Below are 26,252 nucleotides of genomic sequence, written 5' to 3'. Positions count from 1 at the left end.
CCGGAAAAGCAATACAAATCCAGAGCTTCCGGCATGAAGAAAATCCATGCCGGAATGTGCGTCCGCACATGGAGACGTCTTGAATCACAGATCATTCCGACATTAGCGCCGCTCTTCCGTTTTCAAAGCGTTTCAGGCAGGAAAAAGCGGAAAAAACGGCGGGCGCATCCACCCCCGGCGGCTGTCCGGAAAGGGCGGCTTCATGCCAGCCGGAGAGATTGACGGACACACGGGCATATGAGAAAAAGCCGTCTATGCTATTCGCAGTAGTGATTTTCCTTTCCGTGGTCGTGCTCGGCGTCATTGCCGCGCTGCGTTTCACCAAAGGCATCATTCCCCTGCGCACCTACGAATCCCGGGAACTGCCCGGCTTCCCCGGCCCGGCGGGATTGATCCACCGCCTGGACGGCGCGGAAAAACGCCAGCGGAAACTGAAGGAAGCCCGGTTCCCCGGAGTGGATGAAAACGGACTCATCAGCCTTCCTCCGGCGTGGGAAGACAAGGTGACCGCAGGCAGACTGGCCTGCGTAGCCCATACCTGGGCCATGAGCAGCCTGGTCCGGGAAGACCCGGCGGCCGCCAAAGCCCGCAAAACCGCCTCTGTGCGCGCCACGATGATTCCTTTTTTCACGGCTCTTATTCTGCTGGGAATGCTGGCGGCCGGACTGTTGAAATTCCACATTGCGCTGGCCATCGGGCTGGCCTGCTGGGCCTTTTTCACTTTCTCCGCTTTTCCCTCCCAATTCCGCGAATGGAAAGCGGCGGAAACGGCCAAATCAGGGCTGAAAGAAGCCGGACTGTGGCCCGTTCTGCCTTCGGACGCCATAGCTGTGGAGCAATGCCTGAAAGCGCTGTCATGGTGTAATGTGGCAGGCTTCCGGCGCATTCTGCCCAGATAGCGATTTCCCCAGCGATGAAACGCATTTTTCCGGTTAAACCGGCCTTCGGGAGAAAAAAATCTTGAAACGGGGGTGCGTGTAACCCACTCTTTCACCGTCGTCAACTTTTTCTCTACCGCTTCCACTTCTCCATGAATGAGTCCGCAAACCCCATCCTCAAGTACTTTTCGGAATTCAAAATCCTAAAAACCGTATCCAAGGATTTCTGGCTTACCAACGTCGTTCAATTCTTTGACGGACTGGCCTACTTTTCCATGATTACGGTATTCGTCCTCTACCTGACGGACTATTGCAGCTTCAACGATGCGGACGCCGCCCTCTGGGTAGGCCTGTACACCCTTTTCATCTCCGCCTTCGTCTTCGCGGTGGGTTCCATCTGCGACATCATCGGCATACGGCGCACCTACCTGATCGGCTTCATCATCCTCATCGCCGGGCGCCTGATCATGGGCTTCGGCCCGGATCTCAGCCCCACCGTGGACTCCGGGAGGGTGGCCGTCATGGCGGGCATCCTGATTATGTCCTTCGGCACGGCGTTCATGTCCCCCGTCATCCAGACCTCCATCCGGCGCTTCTCCCCGCTGAAAGCGCGCGCCACGGGCTTCAACATTTATTACCTGCTGATGAACATTTCCGCCGTCATCGCGAACGTGTTCCTGATTGAATTTTTCCGCAAGCATTTCGGCGCCGTGGACGGGGGATACTGGATCATCAACTTCGGGACGCTGATGGTGCTGCTGGGATGCATCACCACGCGCTTCATCAATGAAAACAACTATGCGGAACCCAGTGAACGGGAAGCGAACCTCAACGCCCCCCTCCTCAGGCCCCTCCAGCTCTTCATGGAAGTGTGGAGGGAATCCGCCTTCCGTAAACTCATCCTTTTCCTTGTGCTGACCATGGGCGTGCGCATCGTCTTCACGCTGCAGTTCCTGGTGATGCCCAAATATTATGTGCGCACGCTATATGATGACTTTGCCATAGGCTCCATCAACGCCGTCAACCCGGCCATCATCGTTTCCGGCCTCATTCTGCTCATTCCGGTGCTGGGCCGTTTCTCCACCGTGGGCCTCATGATTGTGGGCATGTCCATCTCTGCCTTCTCCCTCGTTTTCATGGCCATTCCCATTGAATGGTACTACCTGGTGCCCGGCATCGAAACGCGCTCCCAGGCGTATCTGGTAGCCATTGTGGCGCAGATCCTGGTGTTCGCATTCGGGGAACTTCTCTTCTCCCCCCGCTTCTCCGAATACGTGGCGCGGGTGGCTCCGAAAGACAAGGTAGCCTCCTACATGTCTCTGGCGGCGCTTCCCATGTTCATCGCCAAACCCATCAACGGCATCATCGGCGGCCTGCTCGTCGCCTACCTCTGCTATGACGGCATCTGCGCCAAGATGGATACCGGGCACATCGGATTCTGGGACTCCCCGGAATTCATGTGGACCATTTACCTGGCCTTGGCCGTAATCAGCCCCATCGCCATCATCATGACCCGAAAGACCATCACCTCAGACCATCCCGAGGAAGATGCGGGGCCGCCGTCCATCAGCGCTATTGAAACGGAAACGGACCCCGCCCTGACGGCGGAAGAACTTACGGAAGCCAACTCCTGACCTTACGAGACTATGAACCAGCACACGCGCAACATCATTGTGGACTCCCTCATCCTGGTAGCGTTCAGCTCCATCCTCGGAGGTCTCAGCCTGTTGGTCTCCAAATCCTTTTCCGGAGACCCCAACCCGGCCCTGGACCTGATTACCGTAATGAAAAAAGCGGAGGCCAAGGAAGTCAACGCCTCCTCGGAACAGGAGGAGCAGGAAGCCCGGGTCAAGGGAATGAAAGAATTCGAACAGACCCTGAAAGAAGGGGAAAAACTGGCTGCGGCGGAAGGAAAGGCTTTTGTCAACATGACGGATCCCCATGGCAGAACCCCTGTCATGTGGATATGCTACGCCAACTACAACAACATTGAAACCACACTGAAGCTGGAAGCCACGCGGGCTCCCTACCTGGAACGGCTTCTGGAAGACCCCCGCGTGGAAATCGACCGGAAAGACAAGGACGGATGGACCGCGCTGCACTGGGCTTCCTGGAGCGGGCTGGACCGCCTGTCCGACATGCTGATTGAAAGGAAAGCAGACATCAATAACCGGGAAGGCAACGGATTTACGCCTCTCATGCTGGCGGCTATGCGCGGCAATTTCCAGGTGGCGGCCCTGCTGCTGGAAAAAGGGGCGGACATAACCGCCGTCAACAAATTCGGCAAAAATGCCCTTCAACTGGCGGAAGAAGGGGCTCTCGCCTATCAATCCAGCTTTGACCTCACCAAGACGGAAGTTTCCAAAGCCCCGGTGGATTCCTTCATCCGCGCTTATGAAAAAGCCGTGGCCGGTCTGTCGACCGCCCATGCGCCGGAATTCATGGAGGCCATGAAAAAAGCCGTGGGACGCCAGTCATTCGTGGAAACAGGGTATGTTCTCCAGCTCATCACGCGCTCCCTGAGCTCCAAAAACCTGCTCACGGAAGAACAGTCTGGAAAATTCCGGGAGGAAATCATCGGGGCCATCGCGGGAAACTCCCGGATTATTGATGTCCGCGGCGTAGCCTTTGAACACACTGTGGATCTGCTCCGCAAAGCGGCGGGAAAATAACGGTCTTCCCTTCAGGGTTCAGACATCCGCCACTTTTGCTCTTGACCCCCTCACGCCTCCTTTCTAGGATTTGCGGCATACCATGGTCAGAGCATTGCGCACCGGCATCATGCTGTTTACCCTTCTGCTCGTCGTCATAGGCGGAACGGGGATGGTTTCCGTGTGCCCGTGCCATGAAGAAATCTTCATTTTTTCCTGTTCCTGCCATCAGGATGCCGCCCCCTGCGAAGGCCATGGGGACGATACATCCCACCCCAGTTCTTCCGCCCCTATGGCCGGGCATCTCTGTGAACACAGGCAACTGGAGATTAGTGACCTAATGGTGCCTGTGCCTCATGCGCCTCTGCCCCAGCCTTACGTCATCTGGCAGACATTGCCGGATTTTCATCATCTGGCCCGCTCTCTTCTTCTCATAAGCCAAACATCGGATTCCGCAACGCCGGGTCCCCCTGACCCGTTCAGGAACACCGGGCCGGCGCATGAAGGCTTTCAACTTCCCCTGCTGATTTAACGGCTTCTTTCAGGAACGTCCCTGGAAGGCGTTTCCTGCGGTACGCTGCCTTTAATATGGCGTCCGCTTTATTTGTTTCCGCGGAGTTATTCGCCGCATTGTCCCAACCTGATTGGATCGAACTGTTTTTATTATCTTTTTCATCATGAAATCCACACCATTCTTCGCCGGGCTCAGCCTGACAGCCCTGCTCAGCTCATGCAGCGTCTACCACAGCGCGCCTATTGACCTGAACGCGGAGGAAGCCTCCTGGAAAGAGGCCTCCCGCGTAGATTCCCCTACCTCCATCACCCAGAACCAGGCCCGCCGGATCGGCCTGGTCATGAATCCGGATCTGAACAAAGCCCGGCTGAAACTGGCCTCCGGCAATGAAGTGGCCAGGCAATCGGGCTGGTGGAACGATCCCTCCTTTTCCTGGGGTATTGAACAAGTCCTCCAGGAAAATACGCTCAACATGTCCGGCAGCCTGGGCTTCACCATTCCCGTGACCGGCCTCCCCGCCCTGGAAAAAAAAGTGGCGGAACAATACAAAGAGGCTGATTTCTGGACTCTCCGCCAGGCGGAACTGGATTTTCTCAGTTCCCTGGACCAGGCATGGAGCAAATTGGCCGTTACCCGGCGCCGCAAGGCGGTCATCCGGGAGCGGCTGGATGCCATCCGGCAGGAAAACGGCATGATTGAACAGCTTATCGGCGCGGGGGAAGTGGATTTTTCCTCCCGGCAGGTAGCTTCCCAGCGCATGAATGACGCCATCCGGGAGCTCCAGACCGTAACGGAAACGGAATTGGAGCAAAAGATGGAACTCGTCAAACTGATGGGGCTGCATCCTTCTGCGGTACGCAAACTCAGGGTCCTGACCAAACAGGGATTCCATCTGCCCGCCGCCGTGCCGGCTCCCGGCCCTTCAGACTTGACCGCCTCTCCAAAAATCAAGGCCCAGCTGGCAGCCTACGCTACCACGGAAACATTATTCAAAACGGAAATCCGCCGGCAGTATCCGGAACTGGAGCTCGGCCCCACTTTCACCCGCGATGACGGAGAAAAGGAAGTGGGCGGGGAAATAGGGTTCAATCTTCCTCTTTGGAACCGCAACCGCAAGGCTATCGCGGAAGCACGCGGCACGCGGGACTTGTCCAGGCAGGAAACCATCCAGCTTTGGAAAACGGAATTATTCAACGCCCGCCAGCTTGACGCCAGCCAGCAGATGGCGCTCCGCCACTGCCGCACGGAACTTCAGCGCATGGAGGCCTTCGCCGCCTCCGTCCGGACTATGGAAAAGCTGCACGGCATTGGGGAAGCCTCCCTGCTGGAACTGGCGGAAAACCGCCATCAGCTTTACGAAAGCCGCCTGGCTTTTCTGGATAATCTGGACAAGCTGATGGCCATTCAGGCCCAGCTCCGTTACCTCACCCACGCCAACCTTTAATCCACATCAATCCTCCACCATCTTTAATGAACATGAAACATCTTTATTTTTCCATCATGTTGGGCCTGGCTCCTGTTTTCTGCCTCCATTCCGCACGCGGAGAACAAGCTGCCCCTGCGGAACACAAACACGGGGACGGCTCCGCCTGCACGGCGGACCATGGCCATGACGACCATCAGCACAAGGGAGGCGAGACCTGTACTCAAGGCCATGCCCATGAAGAACACAGGCATGCGGACGGAACCGTCTGCACAGGCGACCATGAACAGGAAGGCCACCAGCACGCGGAAGGAGAGGTATGCACAGGCAGCCATGAACACGAGCACGAGGGAAAAAATTCCGGCCAACTGGGAGACATGATTCCCGTGCATGTGGATGAAAAAGCGCGCCATTCCCTGGACATGCGCTTTGAGAAAGTGGAGGAAGCCTCCCAAGGAGCGGCAAAAACCCTTCACGGGCAGATGGTCATCCCTCCCCATGCGGTGACCACATACGCCCTTCCCGCCGCAGGGCGCGTAACATTCAACGTCAAGTCCGCGCAACAGGTGCGCAAAGGGGAACTGCTGTACACGCTGGCTTCCCCGGATATTGTGGAAATGGAAGGGAACGCCGCCCAGGCGCAGGCCGCGCTGGACCGCGCCGCTGCGGAACTCAACACCCTCAGGGAACGCCGGGCCCAGTTGGAAAAAATCGGCACCCGCAACAGCGAACTGAATACTTCCATCCAATTCAAAGAGGCGGAAATCCACAGCCTCCGGGCCGCCCTGACCGCCAGCAACAATAAATTAAAACTGGTAATGGAATCCGGCGTATTGAAAAATAACCTGCTTTACATATACGCAGCGGCGGATGGTTCCGTCCAGTCCGTGAACATGACCCAGGGAGCCTGGGGAGAACAGGGCGCGCCCGCCCTCGTCATGACCAATAAAGGGGATCTGGAATTTTCCACGACCATTTATGGGGCAGATCCCGTCCATTACGCAAAAGCCCGGCTGGCCCTGACCAGCGGCAAAAATACGGAACTGCTGGACGGAACCCTGAGAGTAGCCGAACAGGTAGATCCCTCCACCCAGTCCCGGGCCCTGTATTTCACTCCGGACCGCCTGCCGGAAGGGGCGCATGCCGGCCAGCTGGCCCGGCTGGATTTGTATTCCGATGACGCCGCCGCGGAGGGCTTTATTCCCGTCCCCAACAGCGCCGTCGTCAAGGTAGGGGTGAACGACGTGGTTTTCATCAAGGCCGGGAACGACACATTTGTCATGAAAAAAGTGGAAACGCAGCCCTCCCGGCAGGGAAAAACGCCCGTCAGGGGGCTGATGCCGGGACAGACCATCGTCACCAAGGGAGGGTATGAATTGAAATACATCCTGCCCACCGGAGAGGCCGGAAGCAAAAAAGCTGCCGGACACTTCCACGCGGACGGCCAGTTCCACGAAGGAGAACACTAAACGATGTACAAAACGAAAGATTAAGGAACAAATACCACTAACGCCTTGGAACAGTCCCTTGAATCTCCCGTATTTAACGACAAAAATCCATGAACTTTCTAATTTCATTCTGCCTGAATAACAGGATCACCGTGATTCTGCTGACGATTGCGCTGGCAATCATCAGCATCTTCGTGGTGAAAAACATTCCCGTGGACGTATTCCCGGAACTGAAGGTTCCGCGTGTCACCATCCAGACGGAAGCCCCCGGACTTACTGCGGAAGAAGTGGAACAGTACATCACCATTCCCATTGAATCCGCCATGAACGGGACCGCCGGGGTCAAGGGCGTCCGCTCCTCCTCCGGCAGCGGACTTTCCTTCGTTTGGGTGGATTTCGACTGGGACAAAGATATCTACCAGGCCCGGCAGATTGTAACGGAACGCCTTGGTGCAGTCCGGGAATCCCTGCCGGAAGGAACATCCCCGGAACTGGCACCCATCGTCTCCATAACTGGGGAAATCATGCTCATCGCCCTGACGGGAGACAAGGATACCTCCAAACTGGACATGCGGCAACTGGCGGAATACAAGCTGCGCACGCGCCTGCTGGCCATTCCCGGGGTGGGCCAGGTCACGGTGCTGGGCGGACGTCTGCCGGAATACCAGGTGATTTACGACCCCAATAAACTCAAACTGGCAGGGGTGGACCTTTCCAGCCTGAAAACGGCTGTTCAGGAATCCCAGTCCTCCGTCCCCGCAGGGTATCTGGAGGATGTGGCCGGGCAGGAACTCCCCATTCAGCAGGATACCCGCACCGCCAATATTGAACAGCTCAACCGCGCCCTGGTTCCGGATCATGCCTCCGGAATACTTCGGCTTCAGGATGTGGCGGAAGTCAAGATAGACGGTGCGCCGCGGCGGGGAGACGCCGGATTTATGGGGGAAGACGCTGTGGTGCTTTCCGTGCAGAAGGTGCCGGGAGCCAATACGCTGGCCCTGACGCAGGCCGTGGACGCAGCCGTCAGGGAATTCAGCCAAAGCCAGCTTCCCAAGGGAATGAAACTGCACACCACCGCCTATCGGCAGGCGGATTTCATAGAAATGTCCCTGGATAACGGCACGGAAACCCTCCTCATTGCCGGAGCGGTGGTCATGATCGTTATCTTCCTGACTCTGCTGAACCTGCGCACGGCCATCATCACGCTGATCTCCATGCCCCTGTCCATCCTGTTCGGAATGATGATGTTCCCCGTCTTCGGGCTGGCCATCAATATCATGACCCTGGGCGGCCTGGCCGTAGCCGTGGGAGACGTGGTGGACAACGCCATTATTTTCGTGGAAATAGCCTGGAGGCACCTGAACCGAAACGCCGCCCTGCCGAAGGATAAGCGCAAGAGCAAGTATGAAGTGCTGATGAACGCCAAGAGCGAAATCGTAGGCTCCATTTCCTTCTCTTCCGTCATCATCCTGCTGGTATTCACTCCGGTGCTCTTCCTGTCCGGGCTGGAAGGCCAATTTTTCCGGCCGCTGGGGATCTCCTACATGCTGGCCCTGCTTTCTTCCCTTATTGTAGCTGTCACCATCACTCCGGTACTCTGTTACATATGGTTCAGGAAAAGCAAAAACGCCGCTACTCTGGAAAGCGGGGACTCCTTCAGCTCCCGTCTCATTAAGCGCATTTATACCCCCATCCTGGAATTCTGCCTGCGCTTTTCCAAAACGGTCTGCGCCATCATGGCAGCCATTACGCTGCTGGCCCTGTGGCTGGGGTCCACATTCGGAACCAGTTTCCTGCCGCCGTTCAACGAGGATTGCTACACAGTATTCGTCAGCACGGTGCCGGGCACTTCCCTGGATGAAACGGAACGTATCTCCCGGAAAGTCATGAAAGACATTGAACAGATTCCGGGGGTTCTCAGCGTCACCCAGCGCACGGGACGCGCGGAAAATGACGAACATGCGGAACCCGTCAGCGCCTCCGAACTGCTCGTGCGCGTGGATCTCAAGAAAGACCAGAAAGAATTGCGCGCCGCCATCAAGAAATGCATTGACGGCATTCCCGGCACCAGCTCCATGATCGGGTATCCGCTGGCCCATCGCATCAGTTCCGCTTTATCCGGCTCCAACTCGGAAATCGCCATCAACATTTACGGAACGGAGCTGCCCCAGCTCCGCCTGGCCGCCCGGAAAGCCAAGGAAATTCTGGAGAACATGCCGGAAGTGGCGGATGCGCGCGCCAACCGGGAAATTATGGTGGATACTATCCGCGTGCAGTACAATCAGGAAGCCCTGGCTTCCTACGGCCTGACCATGGCGAATGCTGCGGAACAGGTTTCCACGGCCATGAACGGACAAAAACTGGGAGAAGTCATCAAAAACCAGGACCATTGGAACATTGTGCTGCGCATTGATCCCAGACTTAAAACGTCCATGGAAGACGTCAAGAACCTGGAACTTATTTCCCCTAACAAAAAAACCGTGCGCCTGGACGACGTGGCGCAGGTGTACCGGGAGGAAGTTTCCAACCTCATCCTGAGGGACAACACCATGCGGAAAGCCATGATTTCCTGTAATCCCTCCCCCAATTCCAACCTGGGAGACCTCGCGAAGGCCTGTCGGGAACAATTGGACCCGGTCATGAATGCCATGGGCTGTACCGTGGACTATGACGGCACTATCAAAGCGCGGGAATCCGCCTCACAACGGCTTTACGCCCTGGGCGCCATCGTCATGGTGCTCATCGTTCTGCTTCTATCCTCCGCACTGGGAAGCGTCCGGCGCGCCATGCTGACCCTGGTGAACATACCGCTGTGCCTGGTGGGCGGCATCGTAGCCGTTTTCCTGGCCTCTCCCGGCACACTGGCCTCCCTGTTTGGGGAAGCCTATATCCCGCCCATTCTTTCCGTGGCTTCCATTGTGGGATTCGTGACCGTCATCGGCTTCGCCATCCGCAGCGGCCTGATTCTGCTCAACAGATACCGGGCCCTGGAACATCAGGGAATGGAACCCGCGGAAGCCATACGGAAAGGTTCTCTGGAACGCGTGGTCCCCATCATCATGACTTCCCTGACTACCGTGCTGGGGCTGCTCCCGCTGATCTGGGCCATTGACCAGCCCGGAGGCGAACTGCTCGGCCCTCTGGCCGTCGTCCAGTTCGGCGGGCTGGTGACGGCCACCATTCTGAACCTGCTCATCATTCCGGCCACAGCCAAACTCTTTTCCCGCTGGATTGCCTCCCGGCGGAAGGAATTGAAAGCCACCTCCTGATTCATTCAGGACTCCGGCGGCGGAACCGGGGAGGGGATAAGCCCCGGTTCCGCTTTTTACAACAACAGACATAACGAATCCTTGCCTTGCAGGCCAATAAGGAGCACACATGGAGGTTCAAGCTTCACCTTCATGCCCAAACGGAAATCCACCAGAGAGCACCTGCTCAATACGGGCGCCATGATCGTCGCGGAATCCGGGCTGCGCGCCCTCACCGTTCGCGGTCTGTCCCTGCGGGCCGGCACCAATACAGGAAGCTTTGTCTATCACTTCGGCAACCGGGAAGCTTTTCTGACCGAGCTTCTGGAACGCTGGTACGAACCTCTGTTCACTGGCATCAGAACCCACGCCAACATTCATCTTCCGGCCTTTGAAAAACTGGAAGCCATCCTGGGTGACGTCATGGAATTCCTGTTGCGTCACGGCCAGTTCATCGCCCAGCTGGTGCTGGATGCCCTGGCTGGGGAACGGGCAGCCATCCGTTTCATTTCAGGAATCCATACGCGCCATCCCCTCGTGCTGCTGGAAACCATACGGGAAGCCCAGCAGGAGGGATCCGTACTCATGGGAGACCCCATGAACATCCTCGTTTACCTTGCCTGCTGCGGAGGAGCCCCCTTTATTCTTTCCGGACAACTCCAAGTGCACGACCCGAAAGCGGCACGGCCCGTTCTCGATTTGCTGGGGTCTCTCCTCAATGACCCGGAAAGCGCCAGGCAACGCATGACCTGGGCGCTCCGTGGCGTCCGGCAGGTTTGAGAATTCGTGCAAGGGAAGATCGGAAAACCGCATCACCCCCCCCAGACTCTCCCTGCCGGACAGAAATACCGCAGCCTTTACACGCATGCCCCCACCTTATCTCCGCCAGTGGGGGCGATGATGCGGACGGGGAGGCGGAGGCGGGGGATTATGGCGGCGCCAGTCATTGCGGTACCTGTCCTTGTCGCGGTCATGCTGGACAGCCGCTCCAATGGCGGCGCCGGCAGCCAGCGCCCCCACACCGATAGCGGCGGCTCCGCCGGGCGTTACGGAGCTGTTCCCGTAGCTGTCCGTCGTGCAGGACGGCATGAAAGAAAGCGCCATTCCCGCCAGTGGAAGAAGCCAGAATGATTTGATATGCTTGTTCATGGAATGAAAAATACTGGTTAATACCGGTGACCCGGTTACATCCGGTAAGCGAGGAATCCCCTTATCATTTGTTTAAATATGTCACGGTCCGGAACGGAATTTCCGGAATCACAACAGTTAAGCGCACAGCGGGCTTTTCATTACCCTCTGTTCCGGCGTTCCTGAATACGGAAATCCGCATGCACTGCAAAAAAACAGACATGCGGATGAGAAAAACGTTCATCTTCCGGAAAACTTCGGAAACGTCCGTAGGCTTATTTCTGTTCTACCACAGGCTCAATACGAACGGGGCTCTGAATATCAAACAGGCTCTTGCGCAACAGGTAGCCTCCGCTTTGCAGGGCAAATGCACTGGACGGGAATTTTTCCGCCAGTTCACGGTAAAAAGCGCCTGCGACGGCATTGTCTTTCTTAGCCCGGGCAATGTCCCCCAGGCACATGGTGGCAAAACCGGAGAAAGTGGGATCTCCAGCATCCACCACGGAACGGAACAGCCCTTCCGCCTCATTCGCTTTCCCCCGGTTCATCAGGCGGCATGCCAGGGTAACGGACGCCTGGGCTTTCCATTCCTCCGTGGGAGCAGAATCAATAAAAGCTTTCATTTTGGCCACGCCTTCATCCTCCTTGCCGGCGTTCCACAGGGCAACGGCCTGAAGATAAGAGGCGGTGACGGCGGCGCGGGAACTGTCAAAATCAGCTACCACCTGCTGAAGCCCCTGTTCGTTCAGGGAAATTTCCCCGGTTGCCGGGGATTCCGGCATAGCGGCCACCAGAGCGGCGCCAGCCTTTCTTTCCATGGAGTCCTGCACGCCATTATAAATAATCCATCCGGCGGCTCCAAGGACGCATAGCAATACAACCAGCGCAACCTTGCCGTAATGTTCATCCAAAAACTGTTCGTGCCTGGACGGACCGACGGAAATCTCCGCAAACGCGCTTCCGTCGCCCATCGGCATATTGTCCATGGCCCGTTTAATATCCTTGATATCCATAATATGTTGAAGAGGTTTCTACCGTGTTGTCCCAGCCAAATCAATCAGCTTTTTACTTATCTTCGCCATGTTCCAGAAGCTGGAGGGAATCCTTCAGGCCCAGATTCCTGTAGATTTCCCGCGTAGCCCGGCTCTGGTTAAGCGTATAAAAATGAATGCCGTCCACGTCGGAATCCAGCAGCTCGGCGCACTGGCTGGAGGCGTACTGAATGCCTACCTCCTGAATAGCGTCCGGATTGGAACCCGCACGCTTCAGCGCCTTGAGCAGCCGGGCCGGGAAACAGGTGCCTCCGGAAAGCTCTGCCATGCGGTTCATGCCGGACAGGCTGGTCACAGGCATGATTCCCGCCAGGATGGGCACCTTGATGCCGGCCAGCAGACAGCGTTCCCGGTAATCCAGAAAAGAATGATTGTCAAAAAACAGCTGGGTACAGATATAATCCGCGCCGGCATCTACTTTGGCTTTCAGGAAATCCATCTCGCGCAAGCGGTTGGGAGTAGCCGGATGACCTTCCGGGAAACCGGCCACGCCTATGGCGAATCCCTCCGGATCCGGATGGCGGCCGGATTCATTATACCCACGGATGAAAGCCACCAGATCCGCCGCATGGCGGAAAGCATCCGCATCACGGTTGTAATCCTTCGCTCCCCGGGGAGGGTCTCCCCGGAGTGCAAGAACAGCCCGCACTCCTGCCCGGGCGTATTGATCCAGAATATTCCATACCTCCTCCCGGCTATGGCCTACGCAGGTGAGGTGGGGCACCGTAGGAATACGGGATTCATGCTGGATGCGCAGCACCACCTCGCGGGTAAGCTCGCGGGTGGAGCCTCCTGCGCCGTACGTCACGCTGACGAAGCTGGGGCGGTAAGGCTCCAGTTCACGAATGGTCTGGTACAAGGCCAACGCAGCCTGCTCGTTTTTGGGCGGGAAAAATTCAAAGGACAGGCTGGGACCGGCTCCCGATTGCAATCTTTCTCTCAGGTGCATTTCTCTTTATGCTTGGCTTGACTGGATACGGGGCCGCATCACGGCTCCATGGGAATCATCACCGGTTTGGGAGCTTCCACGGGAACGGGGGAAGGAGACGCGGACTTGTTTTCTTCCGTCATGTTTTCCTGCCAGCTTGCAGGAGGAACAATGACTTCATCTCCCGGCTTGATGGGTTCCTTGTCATTATGATCAAAAAGCGTATTACGCTTCACGTAGGACTGGAACACCTTCCCGTCCGGGTCAACCCCGTCGATAATCAGGGAGACGAAAATGCTTCCGCGCCTGCGGATGCCCAGTTCCTGCCCCACTTTCAGGTCGGGCTGGCCGATGGACTGGAACAGAACCAGATTAGCGTCACGGTAGTATTCCGTCACACGGCCCACCTGCTCCGCATCCTTGATTTCATTAAGCCATTGCAGCCGGGGATCTCCCTTCTCCATGCTCTGGCGTTCCAACAAATCGCGTTCTTCCTCCGCCAGGGCATGGCGCTTCTTCAATTCTTCATTCTCCTTCTTCATCCGTTCCAGCTCCGCCGAGACATGAGCCAGCTCCTCGCTCACCACGGGGTCCGCCACCACCACCGGCTGAACGGCGGAGGCAGGAGCCTGCGTGGGCATCGGAAGATAAGGGGAGGGATTGGCCGGCGCCGGAGCGGAGGCCATCTGCTGCTGTTGCTGAATCACATCCATCCTTGAAGAAATATTCACATAAATCATTCCCAGAACAGCCAGCACCACCACCAGAAACGCCAGGATAAGAATGCGGAAATTGCTCATGTCGTCAAACGGTAGAGAAATTATTAAATATCGTTAATAGGAATAATTAAGATAGAACTGGAATTGGCCCCCGCGGTCAATGGCGTTGTTCTTCTGAATCGGAATGGCATAGTCCACTGCCAGCGGGCCGATGGGCAGGTTCAAGCGCAGGCCGATCCCGTAGTCGGAAACTATTTTGGACGTGCTGAAGTCAAAGGAGTCCCCGTTGACAAAGCCGATGTCATAAAACACCGCGACGCGCACTTCTTCAATCACGGGAATGGAATATTCAAACTGGCAGAAGAAGGAGGAACGGCCGCCCATCGTTTCATCACCGCTCAGGGCGGGATTGTACGGCGCCACGTCCCGGAAACGGAAACCGCGCATGTTGTACGGCCCGCCGAGATAGAGGCGCTCAAAAATGGGTACATCGTGGCTGCCATAGGAATCCACGGTAGCCGCACCGGCATTGATGCTGAAAATGGTGTCTCCGCGCAAATTCCAGTAATAGGAGCCATTCACGCCGAAGTTGTATGTATGCACATCGCCGCCCAGGCCGGAATAACCGGCCAGTACTTCAAATTTGCCTCCCTTGCGGGGGAAAATCTGCGCGTCTCGGGTATCAATGGTGTAGGAAAGCTCCACATGGCTGCGCAGGTAATCTCCGTCCTGTTGCCAGAAGAAGATAGGGGCGTTCCCCTCGGCGTCAATACGGTACTGTTCCAGACGGTATTCCAGTTTCACGTAATCCAACTCCCCGATCGGTTTGCGGAGGGAAATGGCAAAGCCATAGTTCTGCTGGTCGTAATAATCGGAAAAATATGAGGAATTGCTGTAAAAAATTTCCGTCCCGAAGGCCAGTTTGCGGTGCAGGAACCACGGATCCACCCAGGAGATGCTGGCATCCTGCGTTTCAAAACCGACGCGGGCGTTGATCGCGAAACGCTGGCCGCCGCCCACGAAAGAGGACCAGTCATACATGTCAAAGTTGGACTGGGTGATGCCAGCGAACAGATAAACGCTTTCAATAGAGGAAAATGCCACGCCGATATTCAGGGACCCCGTACGTTTTTCCGCCACCTCGATATTGATATCACGGTAGCCGGGCCGCGTGGACCCCACCTGGGCCACGTCCACCATGTCAAAATAGTTCAGGTTCTGGAGACGCTTCTGGGCGGTATCCAGATCCACGGCGTTCATGGGGTCATTGGACTGGAGGGGAAGTTCCTGGCGGATAACGTAATCCTTCGTGCGGTTATTCCCGGTCAGGCGGATGTTGCCTACGCGGTAGGGATTGCCTTCCGTCACATGGTACACGATGTTGATCTGCCCGTACCCTGTTTTGGGATCAACGCCCACTTCCTGAATGTCCGGACGCACGGAGGCGTCCGCATATCCCCGGGAACCGTAATAACGACGGATCATCGTCACGTCGTCGGCCACTTTCTGGGCGGAATAGGTATCCCCGTTATACATGCTCAGGCCGGGAATCAGTTCCTGGGCCGTAAACACCTTGGTGGGACCGAAGGCAACCTGGTTAACCTTGTAGCGGCGCCCCTCGGTAAGGGTAATTTTCATGATCAGCTTTTGCTCATTGCCCTTGCCGGCGTCGAAATATTCCACCTTGTCCAGCTTGACGCGCAAATAACCTTTATTGCGGTAATAAGTCACCAATTCCGCCAGATCGTCCTCTACCTGCTCACGGTCAATGCGTCCGGACTTGGTAATCCAGGTCAGCCAGCCCTTCTCCTTGGTTTTCATCACCTGTCGAAGATCCTTGGCGCTGATGTGTTCATTGCCCACAAAGTCAATCTTGATAATATTGGCCTTTTTCCCTTCGTTGATATCGAAGACCACATCCACAAAGCCGGGCCGTTCCGTTTTCTGGTAAAAATAGGAAACGCGTACATCCGGATACCGGGCTTCCTGATAGTAAGTGCGCAGCTTGGCAATAGCGCTGCTCAGGGCCTTATCGCTGAGAGCTTCCCCCCCCTTCAGCCCGCATTCCTCGGAGAGGTCCCTGTTGTCAAACGCGGTATTGCCGCGGAACCCCACGCCGCCCAGCAGATTCTGGGCAGCCATTTCAAACACCACCGACACGCCGTCGCCGGAAGGCTCCACGGCCACCGTTGTATTGCCGCCTACCAGACCGCTTTCCAACAGCCGTTCCAAGTCCTTGTTAACCACTTCCGGGGAATAACTGGTGCCCGGCTGCGTAGCCAGCAAATTTTTCAGACGGTCTTCGGACACGGTCTTGCCGGTGCTTCTGTACCGCACGGAAACGCTTTTCACAGGCCGCCCCTCATACGCCTGGTCGCCGGGAAGAAGCCCCGTGCCCGGCCCCAGTTCCCGCATTACCTGTTCCGGAGTCATCACGGAACCATAGCCGCCTCTGTTAAGGGAAGTTTCATCCTGGGCCAAAACAGCCGAACATGCTATCAAGGGAAAGGAAACACACAAAAAAACGGGACGAATCATGAGAGCTGAACTTAATGCTTGGGATATAAAGGACTTTTCCTCTTGCATAGTCAAGACGTGATTCCGCGTAGAACACAGTTGTAGCGCGCCTCTTTACGCCGCATGCGCGTGCGCGCTTAAGGGGGGCAATTGTGTCATTCCCGTGCAATAGCTTGCACTCCAGATACGCTCTCATTAAAGTCATTGCCGCTCGTGTTTTGACCGCTGCCGCCATCCCGGAGCCGAAACAGAACCATTTTCTATTAACACTGACCGTATTATTTATGGAAATCAACGTTGATATTCAACCGGACTGCACAGCCACGCTGAAAGCTTCCATCCCCGCAGAAACCACGTCTGCGCGCCGCGCCTCCATTGTGGATTCCTACGCCGCCAAAGCCAAGCTTCCCGGCTTCCGCCCCGGCAAAACCCCCAAGTCCATCATTGAAAAGCGCTTCAAGAAAGAAATTGAAGAAGAACTGCTGGATACCCTTTTTGAAACGGCCTGCTCCGCCGCTCTGGAAGAAAACCCCAAATTGAAAGTGCTCAACTTTGGAAAGCCGGAACATTCCCTGGATGACCAGGGCAACTACGCCGCTACCAGCACGATGACCGTGGTTCCCGAATTTGAATTGCCGGAATACAAAGGCATCGAAGTCAAGGTCCCCTCTTCCGAAGTAACGGAAGCAGACGTAGAGGAAGCGCTGAACTCCCTGGCTGAACAAATCGCGGAATTCACCCCCGTGGACCGCGCCGCCAAAAAAGACGACGTAGCGATCATCGACTTCAAAACCACGTTGGACGGCAAGCCCGTAGCGGAAGCCGTAGGCAAACCCGTAGGCTTCCTGGAAGGCCGTGACGGCCAGTGGATGAAGGTGGAAGACGATCAATTCCTGCCCGGCTTCGCCTCTGCCCTGGAAGGCCTGAATGCCGGTGACAGCAAGGATATCACCGTCACCATTCCGGATACCTTCCCAATTACGGAACTGCGCGGCAAGGAACTCGTCTTCCATGCCACGGTGAAAGAAGTACGTGAAAAACAGCTTCCGGTCATGGATGACGCCTTTGCGGAAAAAGTGCTTCCCGGCAAAAACCTGGAAGAATTGAAAACCGCCCTGAAGGAAAACCTGGCCCAGCGCAAAGCCATGCAAATTGATGAAGCCAAGGCCGATCAGATCACGGAAAAGCTGGCGGACATGCTTGACTTCAATCTTCCGGAAGCCGTCGTAGAACGCGAAGTGTACGGCATCCTCCAGCAGAAAATGCAGCAGGCCATGTACAGCGGAAACGCCCCGGCGGACATGGATAAATTTGTTGAGGAAGCCCGGGAAGAAGCCAGACAGGAGGCCAAGCGCAACCTCAAGGTCTTCTTCATGCTTCAGGAAGTGGCCCAGGTGGAAAAAATTGCCGTCACGGAAATGGAGCTTTACAACGAAGTGGCGCGCCAGGCCCGCCAGCAGAAAAAGAACCTCAAATCCTACATCCGCGAACTTCAGCGCGAAGGCCGCGTGCATGGCATCAGAATGAGCCTGCTGACAGCCAAGGTTCTGGACTTCCTGACAAAAGAGGCCAAAGTAACGGTAGACGAGCAGTAACCCCTCCTCTGCACAAAACACCTTATCAGGGGGAGTTGGCGCGCACATGCCCGACTCCCCCGTTTTGCGTCCTGCAGACGGGTAACGTACATTGAAAAAACAACATCCTATCTTCCATCAATATGTTTCAAGACCAATCTTCCAAATCAAGTCCCGCAAACTCCTACTATGTGCCCATGGTGGTGGAGCAGGACGGCCGCGGCGAACGCGCTTTTGACATTTACTCCCGCCTCCTGAAAGACCGCGTTATCTTCATCGGCTCCGCTATTGACGACGATGTGGCGAATTCCGTCATTGCCCAGCTCCTGTTCCTTCAGATGGCTGATCCGAAAAAGGACATCCACGTTTACATCAACTCCCCCGGAGGGTCCGTCACGGCGGGTCTCGCGATTTACGACACGATGCAATTCGTCTCCTGCGACGTAAACACGTATTGTCTGGGCATAGCGGCATCCATGGGCTCCGTGCTTCTGGCCGCGGGAGCTCCCGGCAAACGCTTCTGCCTGCCGAACTCCCACGTAATGATTCACCAGGTTTCCGGCGGCGCCCAGGGCACCGCTTCAGATGTGGAACGCACCATCGGCTTCATGTTCAACCTCAAAAAACGTCTCAACGGCATTCTGGCCAAACACACCGGCAAAACCGAAAAACAGATTGAAAAGGATGCCGACCGCGACAACTACATGACTGCTGAGGAAGCCGTGGCCTACGGCCTGGTGGATAAAGTTCTGACGCACCATTCCGACGACCAGGACGACAAGAAAAAAGCCAGGGCCTGATCCCTCCCTCCGCCATTTCTCTCTACCTGAACAACCATGTCCGGTTCCACTCATCATCTTCCTGCCTGTTCCTGCTGCGGCAAGCCCGGGAACAAGGTGGACAAGCTCATCCAGATTGCGGAAGACTTTTACATCTGCAACAATTGCGTTGAAATTTGCGTCAACATGATTGTGAAGGACACAGGCCTTCCTATGGCAGCCCGCTTCATCCGCGGCATCCTGAATATGGAGCCCTCCGCCTATGCCATGTGCCAGGCGGAAGCCCGCAAGGAGGCAGCTGCAGACATGCTCAGGGAAACGGCGGCCGGACCGGCCGCCTACGAAGGCCCGCTGCCTACGCCGGAAGAAATGTGCGCCACGCTCAACCAGTATGTCATCGGGCAGGACTATGCCAAGAAAGTGCTTTCCGTAGCCGTGTACAACCACTACATGCGCCTGCGCCAAAGTGCCGTCATGCTGGAAGACAAATCCCTGGACGATGTGGAGATTGAAAAATCCAACATCCTGCTGGCCGGTCCCACCGGCTCCGGAAAAACCCTGCTGGCGAAAACGCTGGCGAAAATGCTCAACGTCCCGTTCTGCATTGTGGACGCCACCACGCTGACGGAAGCCGGTTACGTGGGGGAAGATGTGGAAAACATCATCCTGCGCCTGCTCCAGGCTGCCAACTTTGACGTAGCGAAAGCGGAACAGGGCATCATCTATGTGGATGAAATCGACAAAATCGGCCGTAAAACCCAGAATGTCTCCGTTACGAGAGACGTCTCCGGGGAAGGCGTGCAGCAGGCTTTGCTGAAAATCATTGAAGGCACTATTTGCAACGTTCCGCCCACCGGAGGCCGCAAGCACCCGCAACAGGAATACATCCGCGTCAACACGGAAAAAATCCTCTTCATTGTCGGCGGTGCTTTCGTCGGTCTGGAAGACATCATCCGCAAACGTCTCGGCGCCACCCAGATGGGATTCGGAGCCATCACGGAACAACGCGACCGCAAGGAATACTCGGAAGAGGAAATACTGGCGCAGGCCATGCCGGAAGATCTCTTCTCCTTCGGCATGATTCCGGAATTCGTAGGCCGTCTGCCCATCTTCTGCCCGCTCTCCAAACTGGATGAGAGCCAGCTCGTCCGCCTGCTTACGGAACCCAAAAACGCCCTGGTTAAGCAATATTCCAAACTGCTCGCCATGTACGGCGCCAACCTGGACGTGCAGCCGGACGCCCTGAAAGCCATGGCTGCCGAAGCCATGGAACGCGGCACGGGAGCCCGCGCTCTGCGTTCCATCTTTGAAACCCTCATGCTGGACGTCATGTACAAGGTGCCCAGCATGAAAAATGCGGATTCCGTCACCATCACCCGGGAAACGGTTACCGGCAGCAAACCGGCCCAAATCCACCAGGCCTCCTAACCCCCCTCCCTGCTCTTCCTTCATGCCGGAATCCCTTACCGTTCTGGGAATAGAATCCTCCTGTGATGAAACGGCGGTCGCCATCCTGCGCTCTGCCGGAGAGGAAAAAGCGCCGGAAATACTCTCTTCCGTCATCTCCTCCCAAATTGCCATTCACCGCCAGCACGGCGGCGTAGTCCCGGAACTGGCTTCCCGCAACCATTCAGCGGACCTTCCCGGAATCATCCGTACCGCGTGCCGCGAAGCCGGAACAGCTCCTGCGGACATTGACGTTTTCGGCGCCACGGGAGGCCCCGGCCTGGTAGCTGCGCTCCTGGTAGGCAACAGCACGGCCAAGGCTCTTGCTCTGGCGGCAGGCAAGCCCTTCGTCTCCGTCAATCATCTGGAAGGCCATCTGCTCTCCCCCTTCCTCAAACGCCCCGGCGGTCCCGTTCCCCATCTGGGCATGGTCGTTTCCGGCGGCCACACCCTCTTTGTGGACGTGCGCGGCGTAGGGAACTACCGTCTGCTGGGCCGTTCTTTAGACGACGCAGCAGGGGAAGCCTTTGACAAGGTAGGCAAAATGCTCGGCCTTCCCTATCCCGGAGGGCCGGAAATCGACCGCCTGGCGGCGGAAGGCGATCCGGAAGCCTTTTCTTTCCCCCGGGCCCTGATGAAAGAACATACAGTCAACGTATCTTTCTCAGGCCTGAAAACGGCCGTTCTCTACACATTGCCCAAAATTACGAAAACCGGCGATCCTCACGACCTGCCTTGGCAAACTCTGCGCGACCTCTGCGCTTCCTTCCAGCGGGCCGTGACGGACGTCCTGATTCACAAGGCTCTGAAAGCTCTGCGCGCCTCCGGTCACCGCACCCTTGCCGTCTCCGGGGGCGTCTCCTGCAACAGGGAGCTGCGTTCCCGCCTGAAAACCGCCTGCGACCGCGAAAAAGTGGAACTGGTCCTCCCGGACTTCGACTTGACGACGGATAATGCCGCCATGATCGCTTATGTCACCTGTCTCAAAGCCCGCAGAGGATTGTTCCACTCTCTGGATGAAGACGTTGACCCCAATCTTAAATTGACGGAAGATCTAAACAGATCCAAATATTCAACGCATTCCTGATAAATACATTATACATGGGCGCCCTGCATTCGCAGCATTAAACTGAAAAAATGTTCATGTTTTCATTGACATCCCGCATCTAAAAACGTAACATAGCGTCCGCTTTTCGTCAGGCAACACGGGAGGATGCTATTTATCCGCTAGAACCGCAGGTTTGGGCGGATTTACGACTTCTCTAGGAGCAGCGAAAGGCGGAAGAAGTCTATGCTTCTGTAGCTCAGGGGTAGAGCGCATCCTTGGTAAGGATGAGGTCGCGGGTTCAATTCCCGCCAGAAGCTCCATCTTCAAGCTAGACCCATAGCAGCCCAAACCTAAACATAATATTATGGCTAAAGAGCAATTCCAGCGCAACAAGCCCCACGTGAACGTGGGCACCATCGGTCACGTTGACCACGGCAAAACCTCCCTTACCGCCGCCATTACTTCAGTGCTCGCTAAGAAGGGTTTCGCCGAAGCACGCGGCTATGACCAGATTGACGCCGCCCCCGAAGAACGCGAACGCGGCATTACCATCTCCACGGCTCACGTTGAATATGAAACGGAAAACCGTCACTATGCTCACGTTGACTGCCCCGGACACGCCGACTATGTGAAAAACATGATCACCGGCGCTGCTCAGATGGACGGCGCCATCCTCGTGGTTGCCGCCTCCGACGGCCCGATGCCGCAGACCCGTGAACACATCCTTCTTGCCCGCCAGGTGGGCGTTCCCGCCATTGTCGTTTACATGAACAAGTGCGACCTGGTTGACGATCCCGACCTGCTCGAACTCGTGGAAATGGAAATCCGCGAACTTCTCAACGAATACGAATTCCCGGGCGACGACACCCCCATCATCAAGGGTTCCGCCGTTAAGGCTCTGGAAGGCGACGCCGCCGCCGAAGACTCCATCATGGAACTTATGGCTGCCGTTGACTCCTACATTCCCCAGCCCGAACGCCCCGTGGACCAGCCCTTCCTCATGCCTGTGGAAGACGTATTCTCCATCTCCGGCCGCGGCACCGTGGCTACCGGCCGTATCGAACGCGGCGTCATCAAGAAGATGGAAGAAGTGGAAATCATCGGCATCAAGGACACCCAGAAGACCGCCGTTACGGACATCGAAATGTTCCGCAAGCTGCTTGACGAAGGCCAGGCCGGTGACAACGTTGGTCTGCTTCTCCGCGGTCTGAAGAAGGAAGACATCGAACGCGGCCAGGTAATCATCAAGCCCGGCACCGTGAAGCCCCACAAGAACTTCAAGGCTGAAGTTTACGTCCTGACCAAGGAAGAAGGCGGTCGTCACACTCCGTTCTTCAACAACTATCGCCCGCAGTTCTACTTCCGCACGACGGACGTGACCGGTTGCTGCACCCTTCCCGAAGGCGTGGAAATGGTGATGCCCGGCGACAACGTCAACCTGGAAGTCCAGCTCATCACTCCGATCGCTATGGAAAAGGCCATGCGATTCGCTATCCGCGAAGGCGGCCGCACCGTGGGTGCTGGTCGTATCAGCGAAATCCTTGACTAAGTTCCTCAGGAACTGTAGAGGAATCTACATCAGGTTTAATGAGGGGGCCTCCCCGCAGGCCCCCTCATTTCCCACGAAAGAAGAGACTTCAACAGGTCAGTAGTTCAATTGGTAGAGCGTTGGTCTCCAAAACCAAAAGTTGGGGGTTCGAGTCCCTCCTGACCTGCCACTTCTTTCCAAATACACCACCCCACCTTGAAGCATGTTTCGCAAGATTTCTCAATTCATCGCCGAAGTTAAAGGCGAACTTAAGAAGACGACCTGGCCCTGGGAAAGCGACCCCAAGGTGAAAGGTTTCAAAAAATTCCGCGAACTCTGGGGTTCCACTCTCGTCGTACTGATTGCCATGGTCTTCCTTGGCGCGTTTGTTGCATCGTTCGACATCTTCCTTCACAGCGTGGTCAACTACCTCATCCAGTTGGCAATCTAGTTTTACTTTCCCCCACTTTTTCTCCGATCATGCCCAGTACCCCAGAGCCCCACGAACAATGGTATGTCCTTCATGTCCTCTCCGGGCAGGAAAACAGTGTTCGTGACCGCATTATCCGCAAGGCGAAGGACGCCGAACTTTCCGACTTCATTTACCGGGTGGAAGTCCCCACGGAACTCATTTCCGAAGTGCGGAACGGCAAAAAAACGGAACGCCACAGCAAACTCTTTCCCGGGTACGTTTATGCCAACATGTACTTGCTGGAAGCGGACGGCACCCTGAACAAGGATCTTTGGTACTTCATCCAGCAAATTGACGGCGTCATCAGCATCGCCGGTTCCCGCAACGCTCCCCTTCCCATGCGCAAGCGCGAGGTGGAAGATCTTCTGCCCCTGCTGGATGCGGAAGCCGTCGCCGCCCGTCCCAAGGTGGAATTCGCCGTCGGCGATCCTGTGCGCGTATGCGAAGGACCGTTCCAGAGTCAGGAAGGCACCATCGAAGAAATCGACCCGGAAAAAGGCAAACTGCGCGTCAGCGTTTCTATTTTTGGCCGCGCCACGCCTGTGGATCTGGAATACTGGCAGGTGGAAAAAGCCTGAGTCTTTTTCTCCCCCCTCATCAGTTCTCTTCCCGTTTATTTTCTCCGCTAACAAAGCAAAACCATGGCAAAAGAAATAACCAAAATCATCAAGCTCCAGATCAATGCCGGAGCCGCTAACCCCTCCCCGCCCGTGGGTCCGGCACTTGGTCAGGCCGGTGTAAACATCATGGCATTCTGCAAGGAGTTCAACGCCGCCACGCAAAAGCAGGCCGGCGATCTCCTGCCGACCGTCATCACGGTTTACAAGGACAAATCATTTTCTTTCATCACCAAGCAGCCCCCGGGCAGCGTGCTTCTCAAGAAAGCCGCAGGCATCGCCTCCGGCTCCGGCGAACCGAATAAAAAGAAAGTCGCCACTCTTTCCAAGGCCAAGCTGATGGAAGTCGTCAACACCAAACTCCCTGACCTCAACACGAAAGACCCCGAACGCGCCGCCCGCATTCTTGCTGGCCAGGCTCGTCAGATGGGCATTGAAGTTGAAGGTATGTAACACTCACCGCAGGAGGATTAAACCAATCCGAACGCACTGCCAAATACACACATGTCTACCAAACGCAGCAAGCGATATCAAGAAGCAGCCAAGCTTGTTACTCCTAACAAGAACTACAGCATCACGGAAGCCGTGGAAACCATGAAATCCTTCCCGGCGCCGAAATTCGACCCGACTGTCACCGTCTCTTTCCACCTGACTGTGGATCCCCGCAAATCCGACCAGATGGTTCGCGGCAGCGTTTCCCTGCCTAACGGCACGGGTAAAAACGTCCGCGTCCTCGTCTTCGCCCAGGGCGATGCCGCCAAGGCCGCTCAGGAAGCCGGAGCTGAATTCGTGGGGTTTGAAGACCTCATCAAGAAAGTCCAGGAAGGATTCGTTGACTTTGATACGGCCATTGCTACCCCCGACGCCATGACGGAGGTACGCAAGGTTGCCCGTGTGCTGGGTCCGCGCGGCCTGATGCCCAACCCGAAAACCGGTACCGTCACGGATGATACGGCCAAAGCTGTGAAGGAAGTGAAGGCCGGCCGCGTTGACTACAAGGTTGACAAGAACGCCAATATCTCCGCCGCTGTAGGCAAGCTGTCTTTCTCCAACGAAAGCATCGCCGAAAACATCGCTGCCCTGATTGATTCCGTCGTCAAGGCCCGCCCGGCTTCCGCCAAGGGCGCCTACATTGAATCCGTCACCGTTTCATGCGCCATGTGCCCCGGTCTGCCGGTTGACACCGCTTCCATCGCCAAACTGTAACCCGAACCGATTTAGCACACCATGAATCCTGACAAGCGTATCATCATTGACGACCTGACCGCTCGCGTCAACGCCTCCCCGTTCCTGATCGTCGTGGACTACACCTCGATCACCGTGCCTGAGTTCACCAACCTGCGTTCCGCCCTGGCCGCCTGCGGCGCCCAGTGCCACGTAGCCAAGAACAACTTCATGCGCACGGCTCTGACGGATGCCGGCCTTCCCGACATCGGAGAACATCTCGTCGGCCAGACCGCTTTCGTGACCGGCGCATCCGACGTAGCAGGCGCCGCCAAGGCCATCAACACCTTTGCCAAGGCTTCCAAAAAAGCCGAATACAAGGTGGCGATCCTGGATGGAGCCATTCTTTCCGCGGACGAAATCCGCGCCATCGGCGAACTGCCTCCCCGCGACCAGCTGCTTGCCAAACTCCTTGGCACCATCAACGCGGCCGGTTCCGCTCTTGCCCGAGTTATTCAGGCATATGTGGACAAAGAAAACGGCGGCAGCGAAGAACCCGCCGCCTAATACCAACCCCTTGACCGGACGGTCCGGTTGCACTCTAGCCAAATGTGTGAAAACCGGACCCGACTCTCCTACAGGTTCCTTGTCGGAACTCCGGCCGGAGAACTGAAATGCCAAGTTGGCTCTTGGCGCGACTCGAAACCAAACTAGAAAATAATACAATGGCTGATATTAACAAAATCGCTGAAGAACTCGGCACCCTTACCATCCTGGAAGCTGCCGACCTCGTCAAGCTCCTGGAAGAAAAGTGGGGCGTTTCCGCCGCTGCTCCCGTAGCCGCCGCCGGCGCTGCCGCCGCTCCTGCCGAAGCTGAAGAAGAAAAGACCGAATTCAACGTCGTCCTGACGGAAGCCGGCGCCAACAAGATCGCCGTCATTAAGGCCGTCCGCGAAGTGAAGGCCGGTCTCGGCCTGGTGGACGCCAAGAAACTGGTTGAAGGCACTCCCGCCGTCATCCTGGAAGCCGTCTCCAAGGACGAAGCCAACGCTGCCAAAGCCAAGCTGGAAGAAGCCGGCGCCAAGGTGGACGTCAAGTAAGCTTTTTACTTCCCGCGC

General features: G+C 56.4%; 24 protein-coding genes and 2 tRNA genes. 21 read left to right on the top strand and 5 right to left on the bottom strand.

The genetic code is table 11. From position 1 onward, the window contains the following. The first annotated feature begins 254 nt into the window (after nucleotides 1-254). From CI070_RS08400 to CI070_RS08365, 8 genes are all read left to right on the top strand, one after another. A complete protein-coding gene (locus tag CI070_RS08400) occupies nucleotides 255-899 on the top strand; it encodes a hypothetical protein (protein ID WP_143245726.1) in 645 nt (214 codons plus the stop codon). 131 nt (nucleotides 900-1,030) lie between these two features. Then, entirely contained in the window at nucleotides 1,031-2,512 is a 1,482-nt protein-coding gene (locus tag CI070_RS08395) for an MFS transporter (protein WP_094137329.1), read from the top strand. A 12-nt stretch (nucleotides 2,513-2,524) separates the two neighbouring features. After that, entirely contained in the window at nucleotides 2,525-3,550 is a 1,026-nt protein-coding gene (locus CI070_RS08390) for an ankyrin repeat domain-containing protein (protein WP_094137328.1), read from the top strand. A gap of 82 nt (nucleotides 3,551-3,632) precedes the next feature. Beyond that, nucleotides 3,633-4,061 carry a hypothetical protein gene (locus CI070_RS08385; protein WP_094137327.1) on the top strand — a complete coding sequence of 143 codons (429 nt, stop codon included), beginning with the start codon at nucleotides 3,633-3,635 and terminating at the stop codon, nucleotides 4,059-4,061. Between the two features lie 145 nt (nucleotides 4,062-4,206). Next, nucleotides 4,207-5,487, top strand: a complete 1,281-nt coding sequence (locus CI070_RS08380; protein WP_094137326.1) for a TolC family protein — start codon at nucleotides 4,207-4,209, stop codon at nucleotides 5,485-5,487. Nucleotides 5,488-5,519: 32 nt separating this feature from the next. Next, nucleotides 5,520-6,935: an efflux RND transporter periplasmic adaptor subunit gene (locus tag CI070_RS08375; protein WP_143245725.1), complete on the top strand. Its 1,416-nt coding sequence runs from the start codon at nucleotides 5,520-5,522 to the stop codon at nucleotides 6,933-6,935. 89 nt (nucleotides 6,936-7,024) lie between these two features. After that, the gene (locus CI070_RS08370; RefSeq protein ID WP_094137324.1) at nucleotides 7,025-10,183 is read left to right on the top strand and encodes an efflux RND transporter permease subunit; all 3,159 of its coding nucleotides are present in this window, start codon (nucleotides 7,025-7,027) and stop codon (nucleotides 10,181-10,183) included. 132 nt (nucleotides 10,184-10,315) lie between these two features. Continuing rightward, nucleotides 10,316-10,942, top strand: coding sequence for a TetR/AcrR family transcriptional regulator (locus CI070_RS08365; RefSeq protein ID WP_094137323.1), 627 nt, complete (start codon nucleotides 10,316-10,318; stop codon nucleotides 10,940-10,942). Between the two features lie 96 nt (nucleotides 10,943-11,038). On the opposite strand, the gene CI070_RS08360 is transcribed toward CI070_RS08365, so the two are convergent. The 5 genes from CI070_RS08360 to bamA all read right to left on the bottom strand — a co-directional run bounded on the left by CI070_RS08360 (nucleotide 11,039) and on the right by bamA (nucleotide 16,491). Then, nucleotides 11,039-11,311, bottom strand: a complete 273-nt coding sequence (locus CI070_RS08360; protein ID WP_094137322.1) for a hypothetical protein — start codon at nucleotides 11,309-11,311, stop codon at nucleotides 11,039-11,041. Nucleotides 11,312-11,565: 254 nt separating this feature from the next. Beyond that, complete coding sequence (locus tag CI070_RS08355; protein ID WP_094137321.1) at nucleotides 11,566-12,303, bottom strand: tetratricopeptide repeat protein; 738 nt, start codon at nucleotides 12,301-12,303, stop codon at nucleotides 11,566-11,568. 52 nt (nucleotides 12,304-12,355) lie between these two features. Further along, nucleotides 12,356-13,291, bottom strand: a complete 936-nt coding sequence (metF, locus tag CI070_RS08350; protein WP_094137320.1) for a methylenetetrahydrofolate reductase [NAD(P)H] — start codon at nucleotides 13,289-13,291, stop codon at nucleotides 12,356-12,358. Between the two features lie 38 nt (nucleotides 13,292-13,329). After that, the gene (locus CI070_RS08345) at nucleotides 13,330-14,070 is read right to left on the bottom strand and encodes a hypothetical protein (RefSeq protein ID WP_094137319.1); all 741 of its coding nucleotides are present in this window, start codon (nucleotides 14,068-14,070) and stop codon (nucleotides 13,330-13,332) included. Nucleotides 14,071-14,103: 33 nt separating this feature from the next. Then, complete coding sequence (gene bamA, locus CI070_RS08340; RefSeq protein ID WP_218824891.1) at nucleotides 14,104-16,491, bottom strand: outer membrane protein assembly factor BamA; 2,388 nt, start codon at nucleotides 16,489-16,491, stop codon at nucleotides 14,104-14,106. Nucleotides 16,492-16,790: 299 nt separating this feature from the next. Between bamA and tig the strand changes: the two genes are divergently transcribed. The 13 genes from tig (at nucleotide 16,791) to rplL (ending at nucleotide 26,234) form a co-directional block, all read left to right on the top strand. Then, nucleotides 16,791-18,101: a trigger factor gene (gene tig / locus CI070_RS08335; RefSeq protein WP_094137317.1), complete on the top strand. Its 1,311-nt coding sequence runs from the start codon at nucleotides 16,791-16,793 to the stop codon at nucleotides 18,099-18,101. Nucleotides 18,102-18,223: 122 nt separating this feature from the next. Continuing rightward, entirely contained in the window at nucleotides 18,224-18,880 is a 657-nt protein-coding gene (locus CI070_RS08330) for an ATP-dependent Clp protease proteolytic subunit (protein WP_094137316.1), read from the top strand. A 36-nt stretch (nucleotides 18,881-18,916) separates the two neighbouring features. After that, entirely contained in the window at nucleotides 18,917-20,287 is a 1,371-nt protein-coding gene (gene clpX, locus CI070_RS08325; protein ID WP_094137315.1) for an ATP-dependent Clp protease ATP-binding subunit ClpX, read from the top strand. 22 nt (nucleotides 20,288-20,309) lie between these two features. After that, complete coding sequence (gene tsaD / locus CI070_RS08320; RefSeq protein ID WP_094137314.1) at nucleotides 20,310-21,392, top strand: tRNA (adenosine(37)-N6)-threonylcarbamoyltransferase complex transferase subunit TsaD; 1,083 nt, start codon at nucleotides 20,310-20,312, stop codon at nucleotides 21,390-21,392. A gap of 206 nt (nucleotides 21,393-21,598) precedes the next feature. Beyond that, a tRNA-Thr gene (locus CI070_RS08315) sits at nucleotides 21,599-21,673 on the top strand. Between the two features lie 44 nt (nucleotides 21,674-21,717). Then, nucleotides 21,718-22,902, top strand: coding sequence for an elongation factor Tu (gene tuf / locus CI070_RS08310; RefSeq protein ID WP_012420089.1), 1,185 nt, complete (start codon nucleotides 21,718-21,720; stop codon nucleotides 22,900-22,902). A gap of 93 nt (nucleotides 22,903-22,995) precedes the next feature. Next, a tRNA-Trp gene (locus tag CI070_RS08305) sits at nucleotides 22,996-23,071 on the top strand. A gap of 33 nt (nucleotides 23,072-23,104) precedes the next feature. Next, nucleotides 23,105-23,332: a preprotein translocase subunit SecE gene (locus CI070_RS08300; RefSeq protein ID WP_012420088.1), complete on the top strand. Its 228-nt coding sequence runs from the start codon at nucleotides 23,105-23,107 to the stop codon at nucleotides 23,330-23,332. Between the two features lie 29 nt (nucleotides 23,333-23,361). Next, complete coding sequence (gene nusG / locus CI070_RS08295; protein ID WP_012420087.1) at nucleotides 23,362-23,931, top strand: transcription termination/antitermination protein NusG; 570 nt, start codon at nucleotides 23,362-23,364, stop codon at nucleotides 23,929-23,931. A gap of 63 nt (nucleotides 23,932-23,994) precedes the next feature. After that, nucleotides 23,995-24,423, top strand: coding sequence for a 50S ribosomal protein L11 (rplK, locus tag CI070_RS08290; protein WP_022197881.1), 429 nt, complete (start codon nucleotides 23,995-23,997; stop codon nucleotides 24,421-24,423). A 51-nt stretch (nucleotides 24,424-24,474) separates the two neighbouring features. Continuing rightward, complete coding sequence (rplA, locus tag CI070_RS08285; RefSeq protein WP_094137313.1) at nucleotides 24,475-25,176, top strand: 50S ribosomal protein L1; 702 nt, start codon at nucleotides 24,475-24,477, stop codon at nucleotides 25,174-25,176. A 21-nt stretch (nucleotides 25,177-25,197) separates the two neighbouring features. Then, a complete protein-coding gene (gene rplJ, locus CI070_RS08280) occupies nucleotides 25,198-25,701 on the top strand; it encodes a 50S ribosomal protein L10 (RefSeq protein WP_012420084.1) in 504 nt (167 codons plus the stop codon). A gap of 158 nt (nucleotides 25,702-25,859) precedes the next feature. Then, a complete protein-coding gene (gene rplL / locus CI070_RS08275) occupies nucleotides 25,860-26,234 on the top strand; it encodes a 50S ribosomal protein L7/L12 (RefSeq protein ID WP_012420083.1) in 375 nt (124 codons plus the stop codon). The last annotated feature ends 18 nt before the right edge of the window (nucleotides 26,235-26,252 follow it).

It is taken from the genome of Akkermansia muciniphila (assembly GCF_900184965.1).
GTDB classification, from domain to species: domain Bacteria; phylum Verrucomicrobiota; class Verrucomicrobiia; order Verrucomicrobiales; family Akkermansiaceae; genus Akkermansia; species Akkermansia muciniphila_A.
Note: the sequence above shows the minus strand (reverse complement) of the source record. Positions and strands in the feature narration are given on the sequence as shown.